The organism is Streptomyces odontotermitis (assembly GCF_050510915.1).
Taxonomy (GTDB): domain Bacteria; phylum Actinomycetota; class Actinomycetes; order Streptomycetales; family Streptomycetaceae; genus Streptomyces.
This window is the reverse complement of record NZ_JBNJLS010000002.1, coordinates 617,045-633,756: the sequence shown is the minus strand read 5'-3', so window position 1 is coordinate 633,756 and position 16,712 is coordinate 617,045. Positions and strand designations below refer to the sequence as shown.

The window sequence follows — 16,712 nt, the reverse complement described above, 5'->3', positions numbered from 1 at the left end:
GTGGCTTGTCCACGACACCCCAGGAGCGGTACACCGATCACGTCGTCGCCCTACGGAGGCGGCCGTCGCACCCTGGGGAGCTGGTCATGAGCGTCACGAGTCGGTACCGGGAGGCATGGGAGGGTTTCTGGGGCGAGGCCCCCGACGGACAGGGCGCGGTCTTCTGGGACGCGGAGCCCGCCCTCACCGTCGGCCTCCACCTCGCCCTCCTGGAGCCGCACCTCGCCGCCATCGGCCTGCCCGTCCTCGACCTGGGCTGCGGGAACGGCACCCAGACGCGGTTCCTCGCGGACCGCTACCCGCGCGTCCTCGGCGCCGACCTCTCGGGTGCGGCGGTCGACCACGCGCGCCGCGCCGACCCGGCGGGCCAGGCCGAGTACCGCCAGCTCGACGCCTCCGAGAAGGGCGCCGTCGAGCAGCTGCACGCCGAACTCGGCGACGTGAACGTGTACATGCGCGGCGTCCTGCACCAGTGCGAGCCCGCCGACCGCCAGCCCCTCGCCGACGCCGTCGCGACCCTGATCGGCGACCGTGGCCGGGCCCTGCTCGTCGAACTCTCCGAGGCGGCCAAGCCCGTCCTGATGGGCCTGGCCCAGTCGCCCGACGGCCCGCCGCCCAAACTGGCACCGGTCTTCGCCCATGGCCTCGCACCGGGCGACGTCGCGGACGCGGCGCTGCTCGGCCATGTACGGGCGGCGGGCCTCACGGTCGTCGCCGAGGGCGACATCCCGCTCATCACCACGGAGTTCACGGCGGACGGGACCCGGATCGAGCTGCCGTCGAAGTGGTTGGTGGTGGCGCGGGAGGAGTGACGTCCGCGGTGTCGGGACCGGCCTACCTCTCCAGGCCGCGCAGATACGCCCCGAACTTCTCCAGGCCGTCGATGTTGCGCGGCCCGCTGATGCCCTCGTTGTAGTCGAGGACGAAGAAGTTGTTCTTCTTCACGGCGGGCAGCTCCCTGGTGCGCGGGGACTTCTTCAGGAAGTCGATCTTCTTCTGGGCGGGCTGGTCGCCGTAGTCGAGGATGATGACCACCTCGGGCTCGGCCTTGGTCACGGACTCCCAAGACACCTGTGTCCAGCGCTCGTCGAGGCCGTCGAAGATGTTGCGGCCGCCCGCCGCCTTGATGATGTCGTTCGGCGGGACCTGGGCGCCCGCCGTGAACGGCTGGTCCGTCCCGGAGTCGTACAGGAAGACGGGGACCCGCTCGCCCCGGGGTGCCTTCGCCCGTACGGCGGCCGCGCGCTTCTTCAGTCCGTCGACGACCTGCCGCGCCTTCTTCTCGACGTGGAAGATCCGGCCGAGCCGCTCCAGGTCGGTGTAGAGCGCCTCGAACGGGGCTTTCTTCTCCGGGTACTTGGGGTAGTTGAAGCAGCTCTCCGTGTGCAGGAAGCTCTGCACGCCCAGCTTGTCGAGGATCTTCGGGGTGATGCCGCGCTGGTCGCTGAAGCCCGAGTTCCAGCCCGCGACGACGAGGTCGGCCTTGGCGTCGACGACGACTTCCTTGTTGAGCAGGTCGTCGCTGAGCATCTTCACCTTGGCGTACTCGGCGGCCCAGGGGGACTCGCTGACGGGCGGGTTGGCGGGCGGCATGACGTACCCGTGCACGTGCTTGGTCAGGCCCAGGCTGAAAAGCTTGTCGGCGCTGCCGCCCTCGTAGGCCACCGCGCGCTGCGGCGTCCTGTACGGGACGGGCTCGCCGCAGCGCTTGACGGTGACCCGGCCGGCGGAGGCGCCCTTGCCGTCGTCGGCGATGTCGGCGCCGCAGCCGCTGAGGAGGAGGGTGGCAGCTGTTGCGGCGGCGGTGGCGGCGAGGGTGAGTGATCTGGTGTGGGACATGGGGAGTTGAGCCTCTCGGAGGTGGGTCAGCGGGGGGTGGATGCGAGCGCGTACAGGAGTTGCGGGTCGCCCGTCAGGGGGTGCTTGACGACCGTCGCCCGGACCCCGAACACGTCGGTGACGAGGTCTTCGGTGAGGACGTCGGCCGGGGTTCCGGAGGCGACGAGGCGACCCTGGGAGAGCACGCCGAGCCGGTCGCAGGCGGCCGCCGCGAGGTTGAGGTCGTGCAGGACCACCAGGACGGTCGGGCCGGCGCCGCGCAGCGACGACAGGATCTCCACCTGGTGGCGGACGTCGAGGTGGTTGGTCGGCTCGTCGAGGACGAGGATCCGGGGTTCCTGGACGAGGGCCCGGGCCAGGAGGACGCGCTGACGCTCCCCGCCGGAGAGGGTGAGGACGCCGCGACCGGACAGGTGGGTGAGATCGAGGCGCTCCAACGTCCGCTCGCACAGGGCGCGTTCGCGGGCGCTCAGCGGCTGGTTGCCGCGCAGGTGCGGGGCCCGGCCGAGCGCCACGACCTCCTCGACCGTGAAGTCCAGGCCGACGGAGCCGTCCTGAGTGAGCGCGGCGACGAGCTGGGCGCCGCGTCGCGCCGGGAGCGCGGCGAGGTCGTCGGGCCCGACCCGGACGGTGCCCGACGTGGGGCGCAGCGCCCGGTACACGCAGCGCAGCGCGGTGGACTTGCCGCTGCCGTTGGGGCCGATCAGACCGACGACCTCGCCGTCGGCCACGTCGAGGGACAGGTCCTGGACGAGGGCCCTGCCGTCGGTGGCGGCGACGGTCAGGTCCTGGAGGCGCAGTTCCATGTCAACGGCCCCCGAACACATAGCCCTTGCGCCGCATCAGCGCGAGGAACACCGGCACCCCGACCAGCGCCGTGAGCACGCCGAGCGGCAGCTCGCGCGGCGCCGCCACGGTGCGGGACAGCAGGTCGACCCAGACCATGAACACCGCGCCCGCCGGCGGCGCGACGGCCAGCACCCGGGCGTGCCCCGCGCCGACCACCATCCGCACGAGGTGCGGCATGACGAGCCCGACGAAGCTGATCGCCCCGCTCACCGCGACCAGCACGCCCGTCACCAGCGAGACGAGGACGAGCAGCGCCCTGCGCTGCCGGTCGGGCCGGATGCCCAGGCTGGACGCGGTTTCGTCGCCGAGCGCGAGTACGTCCAGGGTCCGGCCGCTGCGGTACAGGACGGCGAGCCCGAGCAGCACGGCCCCCGCGACGACCGGCAGCGTGCCCCAACTGGCCGCCCCGAAGCTGCCCATGGTCCAGAACAGGACCGTGCTGGTCGCCTCGCTGTCCGGCGCGAAGTAGATGATCACGCTCATCACGGCCTGGAAGCCGAGCGACAGCGCGACGCCCGTCAGGACCAGCCGCAGCGGCGCCAGGACGCCGCCGCTGGAGGCGGCCGCGTACACGAGGAACGACGCGACGAGCGCCCCGAGGAACGCGCCCGCCGACACCGCGTACACCCCCAGCGCGGCGAGCCCGCCGGTGACCGTCACCCCGACCGCGCCCACCGAGGCCCCCGAGGAGACCCCGAGCACGAACGGGTCGGCGAGGGCGTTGCGCACCATCGCCTGGATCGCGACGCCGACCGCGCTGAGCCCGGCCCCGACGAGGGCCGCGAGCAGCACCCGGGGCGTGCGGATCTGCCAGACGATCTGGTACGTCGTGACGTCGTCGGCGGCCACGCGGCCCCCGCTGAGCGCCGCCCACAGAAAGCGCGCGGTCTCGGCGGGCGGCACGGCGGCGGCACCGAGCCCGATGGCGACGACGACGGAGCCGAGCAGGAGGAGGAAGAGGGCGGCGCAGGTGAGGGCGAGGGCGGTGGGGGAGTGGAGGCGTGCCCGTACTCCCTTGAGGGCTGGGGTGGTTGACGCCGGAGACGTCGGTGCTGACGGTGTCGTCGTGGTGCTCACGCGGCCCCCGCCCCCGCTCCGGCGCCATCCGCCCGCGCAGCGCGCAGGACGAGCCCCGCCGCCCCCAGCGCCACCACCACGAGCGCGCCGAAGACGACCGCGACCCCGGGATACCCGGCGAGCCCGAGCCCCGCTCCGCCGAGCCCCGCGCCCACGAACACGCCGAGGCTCATCCCGGCGGCGTTGATGCTCAGCGCCGAGCCGCGCAGCCCCGGCCCGCACCGGCGGACGAGCAGGCTCACCCCGCACGCGGCGACCACCGCGTGGCTCGCGGCGTGCAGGGACGTCAGGAGCAGGGCGAGCGGCAGCCAGTGGGTGAAGTAGAAGCCCACGACGGAGGCGAGTGCCGCCAACAGGCCGAGCAGCAGCAGGCGTTCGGTGGGGACGCGGGGCTCGGCGGCGTTGGTGAGGCGTCCCGTGAGGAGGTTGCTGACGAAGAACGAGGCGCCGCTCAGCGTCCACACGAGGGTGAAGAGCCCGGCGTCGAGCCGGAACCGCTCCTCGTAGAAGGCCGCGAGGTAGGAGAGGTAGCCCATGAACACGGCGGTGCGCAGGAGGGCGACGAGGAGCAGCGGCAACACGCCCCGTTCCCGGCCCAGCGCTCTGAACGAGGCGAGATAGCTCAGGCGTTGACCGGCCGGTTCCGGTACCGCCTCCGCTGCTTCTTCCTCTTCTTCCTCTTCCGTTCCCGGTCCGCCCTTCCCTCGTACGGCGCCGTCCTTCCCCCGTACGGCGAAGGCGACGGCCAGGAGCAGGGAAACGACGGTGACTGCGAGCAGGTCGCCCCGCCAGCCCCACAGCAGCGCGGGAAGGGCGATGACGGGGGCCGCGAGCATCGCCGTCATCGACTGGGTGGCGGTGACGAGGGTGGCCGCGCGGCCCGCCGCCTTGCCCGTGCCGAAGCGGTCGGCGGCCGCGGCGGTGAGGGCCGGGTTGAGCACGGCCGTACTCGCGCCCACCAGCAGGCAGAACACCGCCAGCAGCAGGAAGTCGCCGCTCGCGCCGAGCGCCGCCGAGACCCCGAGCGCGCCGAGCGAGCCCGCCACGGCCCAGGTGCGGGGCACCCGGTCGATCAGCGGAGCGAAGGCGGTGCCCACCAACAGGGCGGCCAGGCCGCCGAGTCCGCGCAGTCCGCCCATCGAGGCGACCCCGCTGTCCGCGGCGGCGGCGATCGGCACCAGATACGTGCTGAAGACGGTGAAGGGGAGGAGGCCGACCGCCGAGGCGAGCAGGACGGGCCACAGGGCGCGCGCCATCCGCAGGTCCCCCGGCAGTGCTTCCTCCCGCACCGCTGTCTTTGTCTGTGAGTTCTCGGTCTGTGAGTTCTCGGCGTCGAGGCTCACGCGGCTGCCCCGTCCGCCCGGTACCGGTACAGGGCCGTCTCGTCCGCGCTGAACTGCGAGAAGGGGAAGGGCTCCGCGGACAGTCCGGTGACGCCCGAGGCGAGGAAGGCGCGGGCGACGGCGGCGCCGCTCTGCGCGTACACGACCAGGGGAACGGCCCGTTCGCGGCAGTGCTCCAGGATGAGGTCGAAGGTGCCGTTGCTGAGGGTCATGCCGGTGGCGACCACGGCGTCGGCGTGTGCGAGGACCTCCGTCATGTCGTCGGTGATCTGCTCGCCCCACTGGGTGGTGCGCAGGTTGAGGTCGCAGGGCAGGCAGATGCCGCCCCGCTCGCGGATGGCCGCGACGAGCGGGTTGACCACGCCGATGAGGGCGACGCGGGCGCCGGGCGCGAGATCGAGGAGCCCGGCGATGGCGGCGTCGCGTGCGGCGGCGCGGACTTCGGGGGTGCCGACGGGCAGGGTGACCGCCTCGGCGTCCGGGGCGGCGCGGTGCGGGCGCTGGTGGGCGAGGTACGCGTCGAGGGCGGCGATGCGGACGGGCATCGACTCGGCGCGCAGCAGCTTGTCGAGGGAGTGCCCGGAGGCGTTCTCGCAGAAGTCCGGGGGGAGTTCACCGGCCTCGAAGGAGCAGGCGCCGAAGGAGTCGCCGACCCGCAGGAGCAGATAGTGGTTGTGGTACGTGACGCCGCCGCCGGCGAGCCGGGTGGTGTGGTACAGCCAGAACGCGCTGGTGACGGTGAGTTGGGCGGGGTCGGTTCCGTACGCGCCCGCGAGGACGGCGTCGGTGAGTTCGGCGACGGTGTGCGGGGTGGTGGGGGTGAAGGGGGTGGTGCGATTCATGTGGGCGTCTCTCACGGCAAGTTGAGGGTCCATCAGGAGATGGCGCTGTCGGAGGAGTTGATGTGGAGCGGCCAGGTGCCGGTGGACCAGGGCAGCCGCAGCTCGTCGGGGGAGGTGATCTCGTACGGCTTGAGGGTGTCGATGTCCGGGGCCTCGGCGTGCCGGGCGTAGGCGCTCTCGACGTAGCGGTGGCCGGTGTCGGCGGCGATGAAGACGTGGGTGCGGCCCTCGGTGTCCCGCGCCCGCTCCCAGAGCGCGCCGAGGTGGGCGGCCCCGGCGGAGAGCCCGGCGAAGATGCCGCTGGTGCGCAGCAGCGCGACGGCCCCGGAGAGGGCGCAGTCGAAGTTGACCCAGTGCACGCGGTCGTACAGCTCGTGCCGGACGTTCCGGAAGGGGATGGCGCTGCCGATCCCGGCGATGATCATGTCCGGGTCGGCCACGTGCTCCGAGCCGAAGGTCACGCTGCCGAAGGGCTGGACGCCGACGAGGGTCACGTCCCGGCCCGCCGCGCGCAGCCAGGAGGCGACGGCCCCGGTCGAGGCGCCCGAGCCGACCCCGCCGACGAGCGTGAGCGGCCCTTCGGGGACGTCCGCCCCGATCGCGGCGGCGACCTCGCGGTAGCCGTAGTAGTGGATGTCGTCGTGGTACTGCCGCATCCAGTGGTACGAGGGGTTGTCCCGGAGGATCTCGCCGATCCGCCGCACCCGCGCCTCCTGGTCTAGGCGCAGGTCGGTGGAGGGGGCGACCTGTTCGAGGGTGGCGCCGAGTATCTCCAGCTGGATCTTGAGCGTGCGGTCCACGGTCGTGGAGCCGACGATGTGGCACTTCATGCCGTAGCGGTGGCAGGCGAGCGCGAGGGCCTGCGCGTAGATCCCGCTGGAGCTGTCGACGAGGGTGTCGCCGGGTCTGACGGCACCGGTCTCCAGGAGATGGCGGACGGCCCCCAGGGCCGAGTAGATCTTCATCGACTCGAACCGGAGGCAGAGCAGGCCGGGTTCGAGGGATATGAGGTCGGGTTCTTTCACCGCTTCCGCGATGTGCGTGTGCATGGGTGTGCCCCTGTGGAGGAGAGGACGTGGTGGCAGGAGTGGTCCCGGAGGCCGAGCGGTCCTCGGGGAGCCGGGCGAGCATCACACTAGATGAAAATGATTGTCAAGAGCGGGTAGGGTGGGTGACCCGCAGCCGTTCAGGATCGAGAGGTGGACTTCAGTGCAGCTGACCCAGGGGGCCGCCCCCGTCATACGTGCTCCGCGCCCGGTGCTCCCGGGTGTCGGCGTGGGCACCGCCTTCGGCACCTTCGGCGAGCTGCTCCAGGGGGCGCTGCCCGAGCGGGACGGCGACTTCCTGGTGACGCTTCCCGTGGCGCGCTGGACGCGGGCCACGTACCGCCGCGACCCGGACTCCACCACCCTGGAGGTGCGCCCCGCCCGCAAGACGAAGGCCCTCCGACTGGCCCGCATGATCGCCGAGTTGGCCCCGGGGCGCGGGGCGGGCGGAACCCTCACCCTCAGCAGCGTGATCCCCGAGGGGAAGGGCCTCGCCAGCTCCTCGGCCGACCTCGTCGCCACGGCGCGCGCGACGGGCCAGGCCCTCGGCGTCGCACTGCCGCCCGCCCGCATCGAGCGGCTCCTGTCCCGGATCGAGCCCACCGACGGCGTCCTCTACCCGGCGATCGTCGCCTTCCACCACCGCACGGTGCGGCTGCGCTCGGTGCTCGGGTCGCTCCCGGCGATGGGCGTCGTGGGCGTCGACGAGGGCGGCGAGGTCGACACCGTCGCGTTCAACCGCGTCCCGAAGACCTTCACCACGGCCGACCGGCACACCTACGCCCGCCTCCTCGACAGGCTCACCACCGCGGTCCGCCACCGCGACCTCGCGGAGGTCGGCCGGATCGCGACGCGCAGTGCCCTGATGAACCAACGCCTGCGCCACAAAAGGGCGTTGGAGCCGATGCGGGAGATCTGCCGCGAGGTGGGCGGCCTCGGCGTCGCCGTCGGGCACAGCGGGACGACCCTCGGCATCCTCCTCGACCTCGCCGATCCGGCGTACACGCGGAGGGCCGCGGTGGCGGCGGAGGCGTGTGCGGGGCTTGTGGGTGGAGCGGGCGGGGTGTCCGGGGCGGCCGGGGGTGGGGTGTCCGAGGGTGCCGGGGGTGGAGTGCCCGGGGGTGGGGTCTCGGTGTATCGGACGCTGAGCTTCGGGGGTGGGGTGGTGCGGTGAGGCGGTGGCCGGAGGTGCTCGGCGGTGCGGCGGGCTGTCGCCCGGCCGGGCGGGCAACAGCCGTAGCGATTGCGCCAGTTGCGAGCCAGCTCCGGAATTCGCTCCCCTGGCGCGGGGTGTTCCACTAACGTGACGCCCCATCACACGCCGGTTCGCATCGGTGATGCCTCGGGGGGACCGTGCCAGACGACCTTGGGTTCGAGAAGCTGCTGTCCGACGACGGACTGGTGCCGAGCCTGCTCGGAAAGACCCGCAAAGGGCGCAATCACCCGGTGCTGTACGGGCCCGACCTGCCTGTCGTGCTGCTTACGGGTGGGCCTGGGATGGGGAAAGGGCGCCTCCTGCGATGCGTGCGGAGCGAGTTCGGGAGTTACGTTCCCGTGGCCTTCCTGGACTGCAGGGTCCCGCCTTTCGGTGAGCTGTCCGAAGAACACGCGGAAACCCGCTCGGAAATCACCGAGGCCCTCCGGGAGATCGGCCTCCAGCTCCAGAAATGGTCGGGCGACGGCGGCAGAATAGAGACCCCACGCCTGTACGCGGGGCTCGCGGCCGTCGCGGCGAGCGGCGGGCAGGCCAGCCAGGCCGACCTCGTGGACGAGGTGCGACGGCACGACACCCTCGTACCGAAGGGGGCGTTCTGGCGGGGTGTGTTCCACCGCGCCCGCAACGGCTATCTGAACGCCCTGGCCGCGCTGGCGGTGAACCCACTGGTCACTCCGCTGCTCACCGCCGTCGTGGACGAACTGCTCGCCCGCGTCTCCCGCGAGGGCGGCTCCGCCCTGCGCGGCTGCTACGGCGAGTACCCCGGCGCGGCCGGCATGTCCGGGCTCGGGCTGCACGCGCTGGTCTCCGACTTCCAGCAGGGCGGCGCCGCCCGGCGGACCGCCGAGGGCTTTCTCTTCCGGGCGTTGCGGCAGGACATCGAGGCCGAGTTCCGGGGCGTCGGGCGGTTCGTGCGCGCGGGGCGGCCCGCCGTGCTCCTCGACCACGCGGACAACGCCCTGGGACGCGGGCTGCTGCGGCCGGTGCTCGCCGACCGCGAGGCCGGCCACCACGACCGCGTCGTCGTCCTCGCCACAGCCCGCCACGAGCACGGCGGACGGCTCCTGGGCCGCGACCGCGACCCGGACGAGGACCCGCCCACTACCTGGTCCCCGTCCGACGGTGCTCTGCCCACCTGGCGGCGCCCCCCGGCCCAGGACCCCGAGCTCGCGCCACCGGCCCGCGGCGCCCTGCTGCTGCGCATGCCCGTCCTGACCCGGGGCCAGCAGAAGGAGGCGGCGACCCGGCTGCGCTACCAGCGCTCCCGCGCCCACACCCCCGCCTCCTGGCAGCAGATCGACTTCGGCATCCATCGGCTCAGCGGCGGCCGACCGCTGTTCGTGACCCGCCTGAGCGAGGCAACCGCCTTGTACCGGCCGCTCGGCGACCGCGGCACCCCGGCACTGCTCGACGGCACCGTACGTACCGACGACGAGCCGCACCCGGTCAGCGAGGTGCTCCTCGACGAACTCATCCTGCGCGAACTCCCCGAGGAACTGCCGCCGCAGCACCGCGACGGCTGGCTCGACCTGCTCACGCACCTGTCCGTCGCGCACGACGGGGCGTGCGCCCAGGCCCTGATGCGCCGGGTCCAGGAAGGGCGGCCCGCGCAGCTCGCCGCACCCCGGATCGCCGATCTGCTCCAGGACTGCGGCTGGCCGCACTGCCCCCGCCACTTCATCGGCGACCTCGGCCTGCGCACGCTGCTGCGGCAGCGCCTCTACCGGATGCGGCCGGGCGGCGCGGAGTGGGCCCTCGACCACGAGCGCCTCCACAACCACTACCTGCTGCTGCGCGACGGCCACCCCGACGAGGTGTTCGGCACGGTGGGCGCCCACCGTCTCAATCACCAACTCGCCGTCCAGGGAGCCGAGTCGGTGGTCGACCGGCTCACCGCGGCCTTCGCCACGACCGACCCGGGACGGTGGTGCGAGGACGTTCTGTCGATCGCCCAGGCACCGCTCCTCGGCAGGCCCGACGACCGGCGTCCCCGGGCCCTGGGGGAGGTGCCGGTGGAGGGCGGCACGCTGCGCTGGCGGGTGGACCGGCTGCTGCACGCCCTGTGGCTCTGCGAGGACCGGACCAGGCCGATCGACGACGCGGTGGCCGGAGCGCTGAAGGACGTCCTCGACGACCTGTGCACCGAGGCGCCCCGGGCGGCGGCCACGCTGACGGACACCGCCCGCAGGTGGGGCGAGTCGATCGAGAACAGGCAGCCACTCATGCCGTGCGCGTGCACGCGGCACATCGGCAGGAAGGTGCGGTGATGGCGGAGCGACGGGGCGAGTCGGCCTGGGGCAAGGCGGTGGACTGGCTCTACCGGACGTGCTGGGCCACCCTGTTGAGGAAGTCCGTGACGGTCCTCGCCGTCGTGGCCGCGGTCGTGCTCAGCCTCGTCTACATCCCGGACTGGGTCAACGAACCCGATCACTGTGCCGCCGGGGTCGACAAGAGCGACGGGGAGTGCATCGGGGTCAACGGTTCCGGATACGACTTCGGGACCCGCGAGATAGCGAAGGTGGCCGCCGCGATCGACAAGGAGAACCGGCGGATCTCCAAGAAGCCGCACGTGACGGTGGCCATGATGCTGCCCCTGGAACCGAAGTCCGCCGCGGACCGGGCGCAGCTCCGCAGCGAGGTGCAGGGTGCCTACCTCGCGCAGTATCAGGCCAACCGCGAGGAGAACTCGCCCCTCATGCGACTCGTCCTCGCCAACCCCGGCGCGGACTACGGCCAGCAGCGGAAGGTCGTCGACCGGCTGAAGGAGATGGTGGACTCGCCCGAGGACAACCTCCGGGCCGTCACCGGCTTCAACTTGAGCCTCGCCAGCACCAAGGAGGCCGTCGGCCGACTCACCAACGAACTGGGCATCCCCGTCCTCATCAGCCGCGCCAGCGCCGACGAACTCGCCAACCCCGAGACGGGCAAGCCCCGTTACAAGACGCTGGCCCGTATCATCCCGACCAATCAGAGCCAGGCCGATGCCCTTGCCGCCTCGCGCGTCGGGCTGAACGACCGGGACACGGTCCTGGTCAAGGACACGCGTCCGAACGACATCTACAACGCCTCACTGGCCAAGGCATTCAGCCGCAAGGAACCGGGCCCGCCCGGACCGAAGGACCAGCCGTTCGACTCGCCCGGGATCAACGAGATCGGCAATACGGGCACGGACTTCAACACGATCGGCCAGAACATCTGCCTGTCGGACGCCAAGGTCATCTACTTCGCCGGCCGCCCCGTGCACCTGCGCTTGTTCGCCCTCAAGCTCGCAGATCAGGACTGCCACGGCCGGAAGTTCACGATCGTCAGCGGATCCGGGGCCGCCACCCTCGACCGGTACATGAGCGACGCCGACTGGAAACGTCTGGGTGGGGATGGAAAGGAGCCTGAGGTCACCGTGGAGTACGCGGCGCCCGCGCATCCGGACGCCTGGCGGACGGCGCTCAACGAGTGGAGGAAGAAGCACGCAGGCGAGGAGCCACCGCCCTACTTCACGCAGCCACTCGACGAGCTGGCGAAGCTCGAAGCCCTCATCAAGCGGCAGCGTGCGGGCGACATCGGCGACGTCGAACTCGACGACTCCCGCACGATGTTGGTCCACGACGGCATGCTGACCATCTCCCATGCCGTGTGGCTGGCCAACAGTCAGGCGAAGAAGGGGACCGTCCCGACACTGGAGCGGGTCGCCGCGCAGTGGCCCCGCCTGGAGTCCACGAACCGGGTGTGGGGAACCAGCGGCTGGATCTGCCTCACCAACAGTGGCAACCCCTACGACAAGCCGGTGGCCGTGGTCACACTCAACCCCCGTACGAAGAAGGTGGACTTCAGCAAGATCGGCTGGCCGAACAAGAAGCCGCAACCGCAGAACTGCGTGGTGCCCAGCGGAACCCGATGACGCGTGCCACCTGCGCCGTTGCACATGGCGCAAAGGAGACGGCGGTGCACGTTCGACGTGTCCCCCACACCAGTGAATATTCCGCTTGCATGCGCCACGGCCGAAAACGCCCTGGTCAGAGGGTTCGGGACAAGAGGACCTTGGACTCCGTACCGACCAGGGAAGGAACCACATGACCCGCTTGCCTCTGGTTCGCAGAGCCGCCCTCGTGGCCGGCGCCGCACTCCTCACCGTCAGCCTCGCCCCGGCCGCCACCGCGGCCACACCCACCCAGCTCCGCGTGCCCGTGAACGTCTGGGCCAGCGACGTGAACACCCACGCGGACCCCTACACCACCTCACCCGTCACCGGCCAGGTCGGCCCCGGCACCGTCGAGGCCGTCTGCCAGGCGACGGGCGGCAGCGTCTCCTACGGCGAGTACTACAACTACTGGTGGGCGCAGCTCGACGACGGCAGCTGGATCTCCGACATCTTCATCTCCGGCGGCAACAACGACGAACCGGTCCCGGGCATCCCGTACTGCTGACACCGACCCGTACCCGCCGCACGCACAAGGGCCCCCGGCACCCCCGGGGGCCCACCCCTGTCTCCAGTGGCGTCCAGTGGCGCTAGCCGCCGGTCGTGCCGTCGAGCATCTCGCGCAGGATGTCCAGGTGGCCGTTGTGGCGGGCCGTCTCCTCGGTGAGGTGGAGGAGGATCCAGCGCAGGTCGACGTGGAGGCCGTCGCGGACGGCTCGCTCGGCCCGGTCGTCCAGTCCGCGTCCGGCGGCCAATTCGCGGTAGCGGGCGCTGTGTTCGGCGTATTCGTCGAGCAGCTGGGGGAGCGGGAAGTCGACGGCGATACGCATCTCGCGGTCGGGGTCCTCATCGGTCCAGGGCCCCTGGTCCTCCTCACCGAGGAAGACCACCTGGAACCAGTAGTACTCGACCCAGCGGAGATGGTTGATCAGTCCGCTCACGGTCATCAGCGGTGAGCCCGGCAGGAGCGCCTTGCGGGCGTTCTCCGCGGAGATGCCGTCGCACTTGGCGCGGGCGGTGTCACGTGCGTAGTCGAGGAACGTGGTGAGCTGGGTGCGCTCGTCCCACGCGGGCGGAGTGTCGTCGATTCTGGTCATCGCGCGAAGCGTTCCCGATGGGGGCGACCGGTGTCGAGGCATTTATCGACGCGGTCGAATGCTTGCCGACAGCGGATGACCGCCGCCCGATTCGGATAAGGCGGAGCGCCGACGCGTTCTACGGTTCCGAAGAAATCGGCGCTTTGGAGGCGTACATGGACAGCTGTCGCGGTGAGCGGACAGCCGTGATCGTGGGTGCGGGCGTGGCCGGTCTGACAGCGGCCACCGCGTTGGCGCGCGGCGGATGGCAGGTCGAGGTCGTCGAGATCGCCGAGGCCGGTCCGGCGGAGGCGACTTCAGGATGGGGACTGTGCCTGACCGGTCCCTCGCTGCGCGCGCTGGACGAGCTGGGGCTCGCGGACGCGTGTCTGGCCGAGGGCTACGGCATGAGCACGATCACGCACGTGGACGTGCACGGCGAACCCGCGGGCGAGGTCCGGCTGCCGCGCCTGATCGGTGCGCGGCGGCCGGCGATGGCAGGCATCGCCCGCCCCGTACTGCACCGCATCCTGCACGCGGAAGCGGAGCGGTGCGGGGTGGTGGTGCGCCACGGAGTGACCGTCGTAGCGGTGGACCAGGAGGGGGAGCTGGTCCGGGTGCGGTGGTCGGACGGGACGGTCCGGAAGGTCGCGCTGCTGGTGGGCGCGGACGGGATCCGCTCGTCGGTGCGGGACCTGCTGGGACTTGAGACCTCGCCCGGCTCCCGGGGCCTTCCCGGCGGCCTCGACTTTCATGGGCAGATGGTCTGGCGCGTGTTGGTGCCCCGACCTCGGTGGGCCGCCGGGGTCCACCAGTTCGCAGGGAAGACCGACACGGCCGGCCTCGTACCGCTCTCGGACAGGCAGGCGTACGTGTTCCTGACGGAGAACGGGGTCGAGCGGAGCGTCCTGCCGGATGCCGAACTCGGGCCGCGCCTGCAGCAGTTGCTGGGGGCCTTCCCGGGGCGGGGGGAGGAGCTGCGCTCCCTGGTCTCCGTGTCGGAGCCGGAGTCGGTGGTGCGCCGCCCGGTGCTCACGGGGCTCGTGGAGGGCGCCTGGGACCGCGGCAACGCCGTGGTCATCGGCGACGCCGCGCACGCGCCCGCACCGCAGATGGCCAGTGGCGCTGCCCTGGCCGTCGAGGACGGGCTCGTACTGGCCCAGGAGCTCGGACGGCACGCGTCCGTCGGCGCGGGGCTCCGGGCGTTCGTCGGCCGGCGCGCGCGGCGGTGCCGAACACTCGTGGAGACCTCGGTGGCGATCGTCGGCCTGGAGCAGGCGCAGCGCCACCACGAGGCGTACGCGCTGGTCGATTCCTGCCATCGGCTCATGGCGGAGCCCGCGTAGGACCTCACTGGCGTCTCATTGGTGCCTTACCCCGATGACCATGGTCGGCCGACAATGAGCCTCTCGGGCCCCTGAATCCTTGGGAGGTGACCCCCGTCATCGTGCCGACGCCGCTGCGCAACCACCTCATCACCCGATCCCAGAACCCCGCCGACCTGCTCAACGCCGCCACCCGCCTGTTCGGCGGCTCGGTCGCGACATCGCCGCTGGACGAGCTGTGCGGTGGCGATCACGAACTGCGCGGCGTGGCCGCCCACGACTTCGCGGTGGGTTATTTCGTCTCACCGCTGGATGTGCGCGTCGCTTCCACTGAGGGCAGTAGCGGCCGCAACAGCTGTAACGGTCATCAAGGCCGCGACGGCCGCGACCGTGGCTCCTACTTCGTCAACATCGGTGTCTCCGGCGCCATTTCGGCATCGTGCGGCGGCCTGCGGGCGACCCTCGACGAAGCCACGGCGGGTGTCGCCAACCCCGGCGACACCCAGGAACTGCGGCCCCTGCGCAGTCGGCGTACGCGGTTCCTGGGCCTGCGGCTCGACGCCGCCCTGATCGACCAGGAGTTCGCCGCGCTGACGGGGCATCCGCCCGCGTCCACGGTGCGCTTCGATCTCGCCCTCGACCTGGCCGGGCCCAAGGGCCGGGCGGTGCGACTCCTTGTCCACTCCCTCCTGGAACAGCTGGACTCGGGAGATCCGCTGTTCCAGCGCGCGGAGCTGCAACGCAGCCAGTTGCGTTCCCTCGCCACGGCTCTGCTCCTGGCGCAGCCGCACTCGCACACCGGCGAGTTGCACGAGGGTCCGCAGCCCGGCCACCCGCGCTCCTTGCGGGCGGCCCTCGCGTTCATCGAGGCGAACCTCGCCGAGCACGTCACCCTCGGCGCGATCGCCGATGCCGCGGGCTGCAGCCCGCGGACCCTCAGCTCCGCATTCCGCGCCCGGCTCGGCCTCTCGCCCCTGTCCTACGTGCGCAGCCTGCGGCTCGACCGGATCCACGAGGAGATCCTCACCTCCTCCGACCCCGTCGGCACGATCGCCTACCGATGGGGCGTCTCCCACCTCGGGCGCTTCGCCGCCGACTACCGCGCCCGCTTCGCGGAACTGCCCTCCGCCACGGCGGCCCGCAGGTAGTCCGGAGTGCCGTCCTGAGAAGCGAGAGGGACGGGAGCCATACCCTGAGCCCTGTCCGCACTAGTGGGGAGAGTCATGACAAGCAGGTTCACCGAGTTGACCGTTGACTGCCACGATCCGGAGAGGCTCGCGGAGTTCTGGTGCGAGGTCCTGGACTTCAAGGTGATCGAACGGAGCGAGGGCAAGGTCGAGATCGGCTCCTGGGTGCCGACCGTCGAGGAGGTACGGGCCCGCCAGATGCCGCCCACCCTGTTGTTCATACAGGTGCCCGAGGGCAAGGCCGTGAAGAACCGGCTCCACCTCGACGTCAGCCCGATCGACGGCAGCACGGAGGACGAGGTGGCCAGGTTGCTCGGCCTCGGCGCCACCACGGCGGACGTGGGCCAGGGGCCGGGCCGGAGCTGGGTGGTCATGGCAGACCCCGAGGGCAACGAGTTCTGCGTCCTGCGCACCCTCGCACCGGAGAAGTAGAACCGGGGCGGTCCGGAGGGGGCCCGTCACCCCCTCCGGTGGGACTGTGCCTAGGCCCGCCGGTAGAAGTCCAACTGCGTCACCCCGCCGTATCCGTAGCTCTCCGGATGCAGTTCGTGGAGTGCGACCCCGGAGCGGGACAGGGGGCCCAAGAGGTCGGTCAGGAGCCGGTTCGCGCTCGCGATGAACGCGGCCTTCTCCGACGCGCTGTTGGTGCCCGCCGTGAGGCCGGCCTCCACATGGGCGTCGCGGGCGTCGGTCAGTGGCTTGCCGTCGATGTAGTAACTCCCGGCCTGGACGAGGTTGATGTGCACGATGGTCCGTGCGCTCGACTTCTTGAGGTCGCTGACCGCGAGGCGCGTCAGGCCCTCGGCGAGGGCGCTTTGGACGTCGGCGGGCAGGGCGGGATCGGGGACGGTGACGCGGAAGTACGGCATGGCCGGCTTGCTCCTCCGTAGGAGACACGTCCGTATGAGACATGCCTGTATGAGGCATGTCCGTATGAGACATGAGGGTCGGGTGTCGCGCCCCCCGGCCCGGTCGGCGGGCCCCGGAGGCGGCGTGCGG

General features: G+C 71.6%; 16 protein-coding genes. 8 read left to right on the top strand and 8 right to left on the bottom strand.

Going from position 1 to position 16,712, the window contains the following annotated elements; all coding sequences use genetic code 11:
* The first annotated feature begins 86 nt into the window (after window positions 1-86).
* Window positions 87-812: a class I SAM-dependent methyltransferase gene (locus ACQB60_RS09025; protein WP_496925305.1), complete on the top strand. Its 726-nt coding sequence runs from the start codon at window positions 87-89 to the stop codon at window positions 810-812.
* A gap of 22 nt (window positions 813-834) precedes the next feature.
* On the opposite strand, the gene ACQB60_RS09020 is transcribed toward ACQB60_RS09025, so the two are convergent.
* The 6 genes from ACQB60_RS09020 to ACQB60_RS08995 all read right to left on the bottom strand — a co-directional run bounded on the left by ACQB60_RS09020 (window position 835) and on the right by ACQB60_RS08995 (window position 6,999).
* Window positions 835-1,839, bottom strand: coding sequence for an ABC transporter substrate-binding protein (locus tag ACQB60_RS09020; RefSeq protein ID WP_496925304.1), 1,005 nt, complete (start codon window positions 1,837-1,839; stop codon window positions 835-837).
* 26 nt (window positions 1,840-1,865) lie between these two features.
* A complete protein-coding gene (locus ACQB60_RS09015) occupies window positions 1,866-2,645 on the bottom strand; it encodes an ABC transporter ATP-binding protein (RefSeq protein ID WP_496925303.1) in 780 nt (259 codons plus the stop codon).
* A gap of 1 nt (window position 2,646) precedes the next feature.
* Window positions 2,647-3,636, bottom strand: a complete 990-nt coding sequence (locus ACQB60_RS09010; RefSeq protein ID WP_496925654.1) for a FecCD family ABC transporter permease — start codon at window positions 3,634-3,636, stop codon at window positions 2,647-2,649.
* A 125-nt stretch (window positions 3,637-3,761) separates the two neighbouring features.
* Complete coding sequence (locus tag ACQB60_RS09005) at window positions 3,762-5,021, bottom strand: MFS transporter (RefSeq protein ID WP_496925653.1); 1,260 nt, start codon at window positions 5,019-5,021, stop codon at window positions 3,762-3,764.
* 83 nt (window positions 5,022-5,104) lie between these two features.
* The gene (locus tag ACQB60_RS09000; RefSeq protein ID WP_496925302.1) at window positions 5,105-5,950 is read right to left on the bottom strand and encodes a Rossmann-like domain-containing protein; all 846 of its coding nucleotides are present in this window, start codon (window positions 5,948-5,950) and stop codon (window positions 5,105-5,107) included.
* A 32-nt stretch (window positions 5,951-5,982) separates the two neighbouring features.
* Window positions 5,983-6,999 carry a pyridoxal-phosphate dependent enzyme gene (locus ACQB60_RS08995; RefSeq protein ID WP_496925301.1) on the bottom strand — a complete coding sequence of 339 codons (1,017 nt, stop codon included), beginning with the start codon at window positions 6,997-6,999 and terminating at the stop codon, window positions 5,983-5,985.
* Between the two features lie 166 nt (window positions 7,000-7,165).
* Between ACQB60_RS08995 and ACQB60_RS08990 the strand changes: the two genes are divergently transcribed.
* The 4 genes from ACQB60_RS08990 to ACQB60_RS08975 all read left to right on the top strand — a co-directional run bounded on the left by ACQB60_RS08990 (window position 7,166) and on the right by ACQB60_RS08975 (window position 12,633).
* Window positions 7,166-8,170 carry a GHMP family kinase ATP-binding protein gene (locus tag ACQB60_RS08990; RefSeq protein ID WP_496925652.1) on the top strand — a complete coding sequence of 335 codons (1,005 nt, stop codon included), beginning with the start codon at window positions 7,166-7,168 and terminating at the stop codon, window positions 8,168-8,170.
* A gap of 380 nt (window positions 8,171-8,550) precedes the next feature.
* Entirely contained in the window at window positions 8,551-10,479 is a 1,929-nt protein-coding gene (locus tag ACQB60_RS08985; protein WP_496925300.1) for a hypothetical protein, read from the top strand.
* A complete protein-coding gene (locus ACQB60_RS08980) occupies window positions 10,479-12,107 on the top strand; it encodes an ABC transporter substrate-binding protein (protein WP_496925299.1) in 1,629 nt (542 codons plus the stop codon). Before ACQB60_RS08985 ends, ACQB60_RS08980 begins: the two co-directional genes overlap by 1 nt.
* 172 nt (window positions 12,108-12,279) lie before the next feature.
* A complete protein-coding gene (locus ACQB60_RS08975; protein WP_496925298.1) occupies window positions 12,280-12,633 on the top strand; it encodes a hypothetical protein in 354 nt (117 codons plus the stop codon).
* Window positions 12,634-12,715: 82 nt separating this feature from the next.
* Here the strand turns inward: ACQB60_RS08975 and ACQB60_RS08970 are convergent, their stop codons facing one another.
* On the bottom strand, window positions 12,716-13,222 hold the full coding sequence (locus ACQB60_RS08970) for a DinB family protein (protein WP_496925297.1): 507 nt from the start codon (window positions 13,220-13,222) through the stop codon (window positions 12,716-12,718).
* Between the two features lie 155 nt (window positions 13,223-13,377).
* Between ACQB60_RS08970 and ACQB60_RS08965 the strand changes: the two genes are divergently transcribed.
* The 3 genes from ACQB60_RS08965 to ACQB60_RS08955 all read left to right on the top strand — a co-directional run bounded on the left by ACQB60_RS08965 (window position 13,378) and on the right by ACQB60_RS08955 (window position 16,145).
* Window positions 13,378-14,547 (top strand): FAD-dependent monooxygenase, encoded by a 1,170-nt coding sequence (locus ACQB60_RS08965; RefSeq protein WP_496925296.1) that lies wholly within the window; start codon window positions 13,378-13,380, stop codon window positions 14,545-14,547.
* An 86-nt stretch (window positions 14,548-14,633) separates the two neighbouring features.
* Window positions 14,634-15,674 carry a helix-turn-helix transcriptional regulator gene (locus ACQB60_RS08960; protein WP_496925295.1) on the top strand — a complete coding sequence of 347 codons (1,041 nt, stop codon included), beginning with the start codon at window positions 14,634-14,636 and terminating at the stop codon, window positions 15,672-15,674.
* Between the two features lie 75 nt (window positions 15,675-15,749).
* Window positions 15,750-16,145: a VOC family protein gene (locus ACQB60_RS08955; protein ID WP_496925294.1), complete on the top strand. Its 396-nt coding sequence runs from the start codon at window positions 15,750-15,752 to the stop codon at window positions 16,143-16,145.
* Window positions 16,146-16,195: 50 nt separating this feature from the next.
* On the opposite strand, the gene ACQB60_RS08950 is transcribed toward ACQB60_RS08955, so the two are convergent.
* The gene (locus tag ACQB60_RS08950; protein ID WP_496925293.1) at window positions 16,196-16,582 is read right to left on the bottom strand and encodes a tautomerase family protein; all 387 of its coding nucleotides are present in this window, start codon (window positions 16,580-16,582) and stop codon (window positions 16,196-16,198) included.
* Window positions 16,583-16,712: the final 130 nt, after the last annotated feature.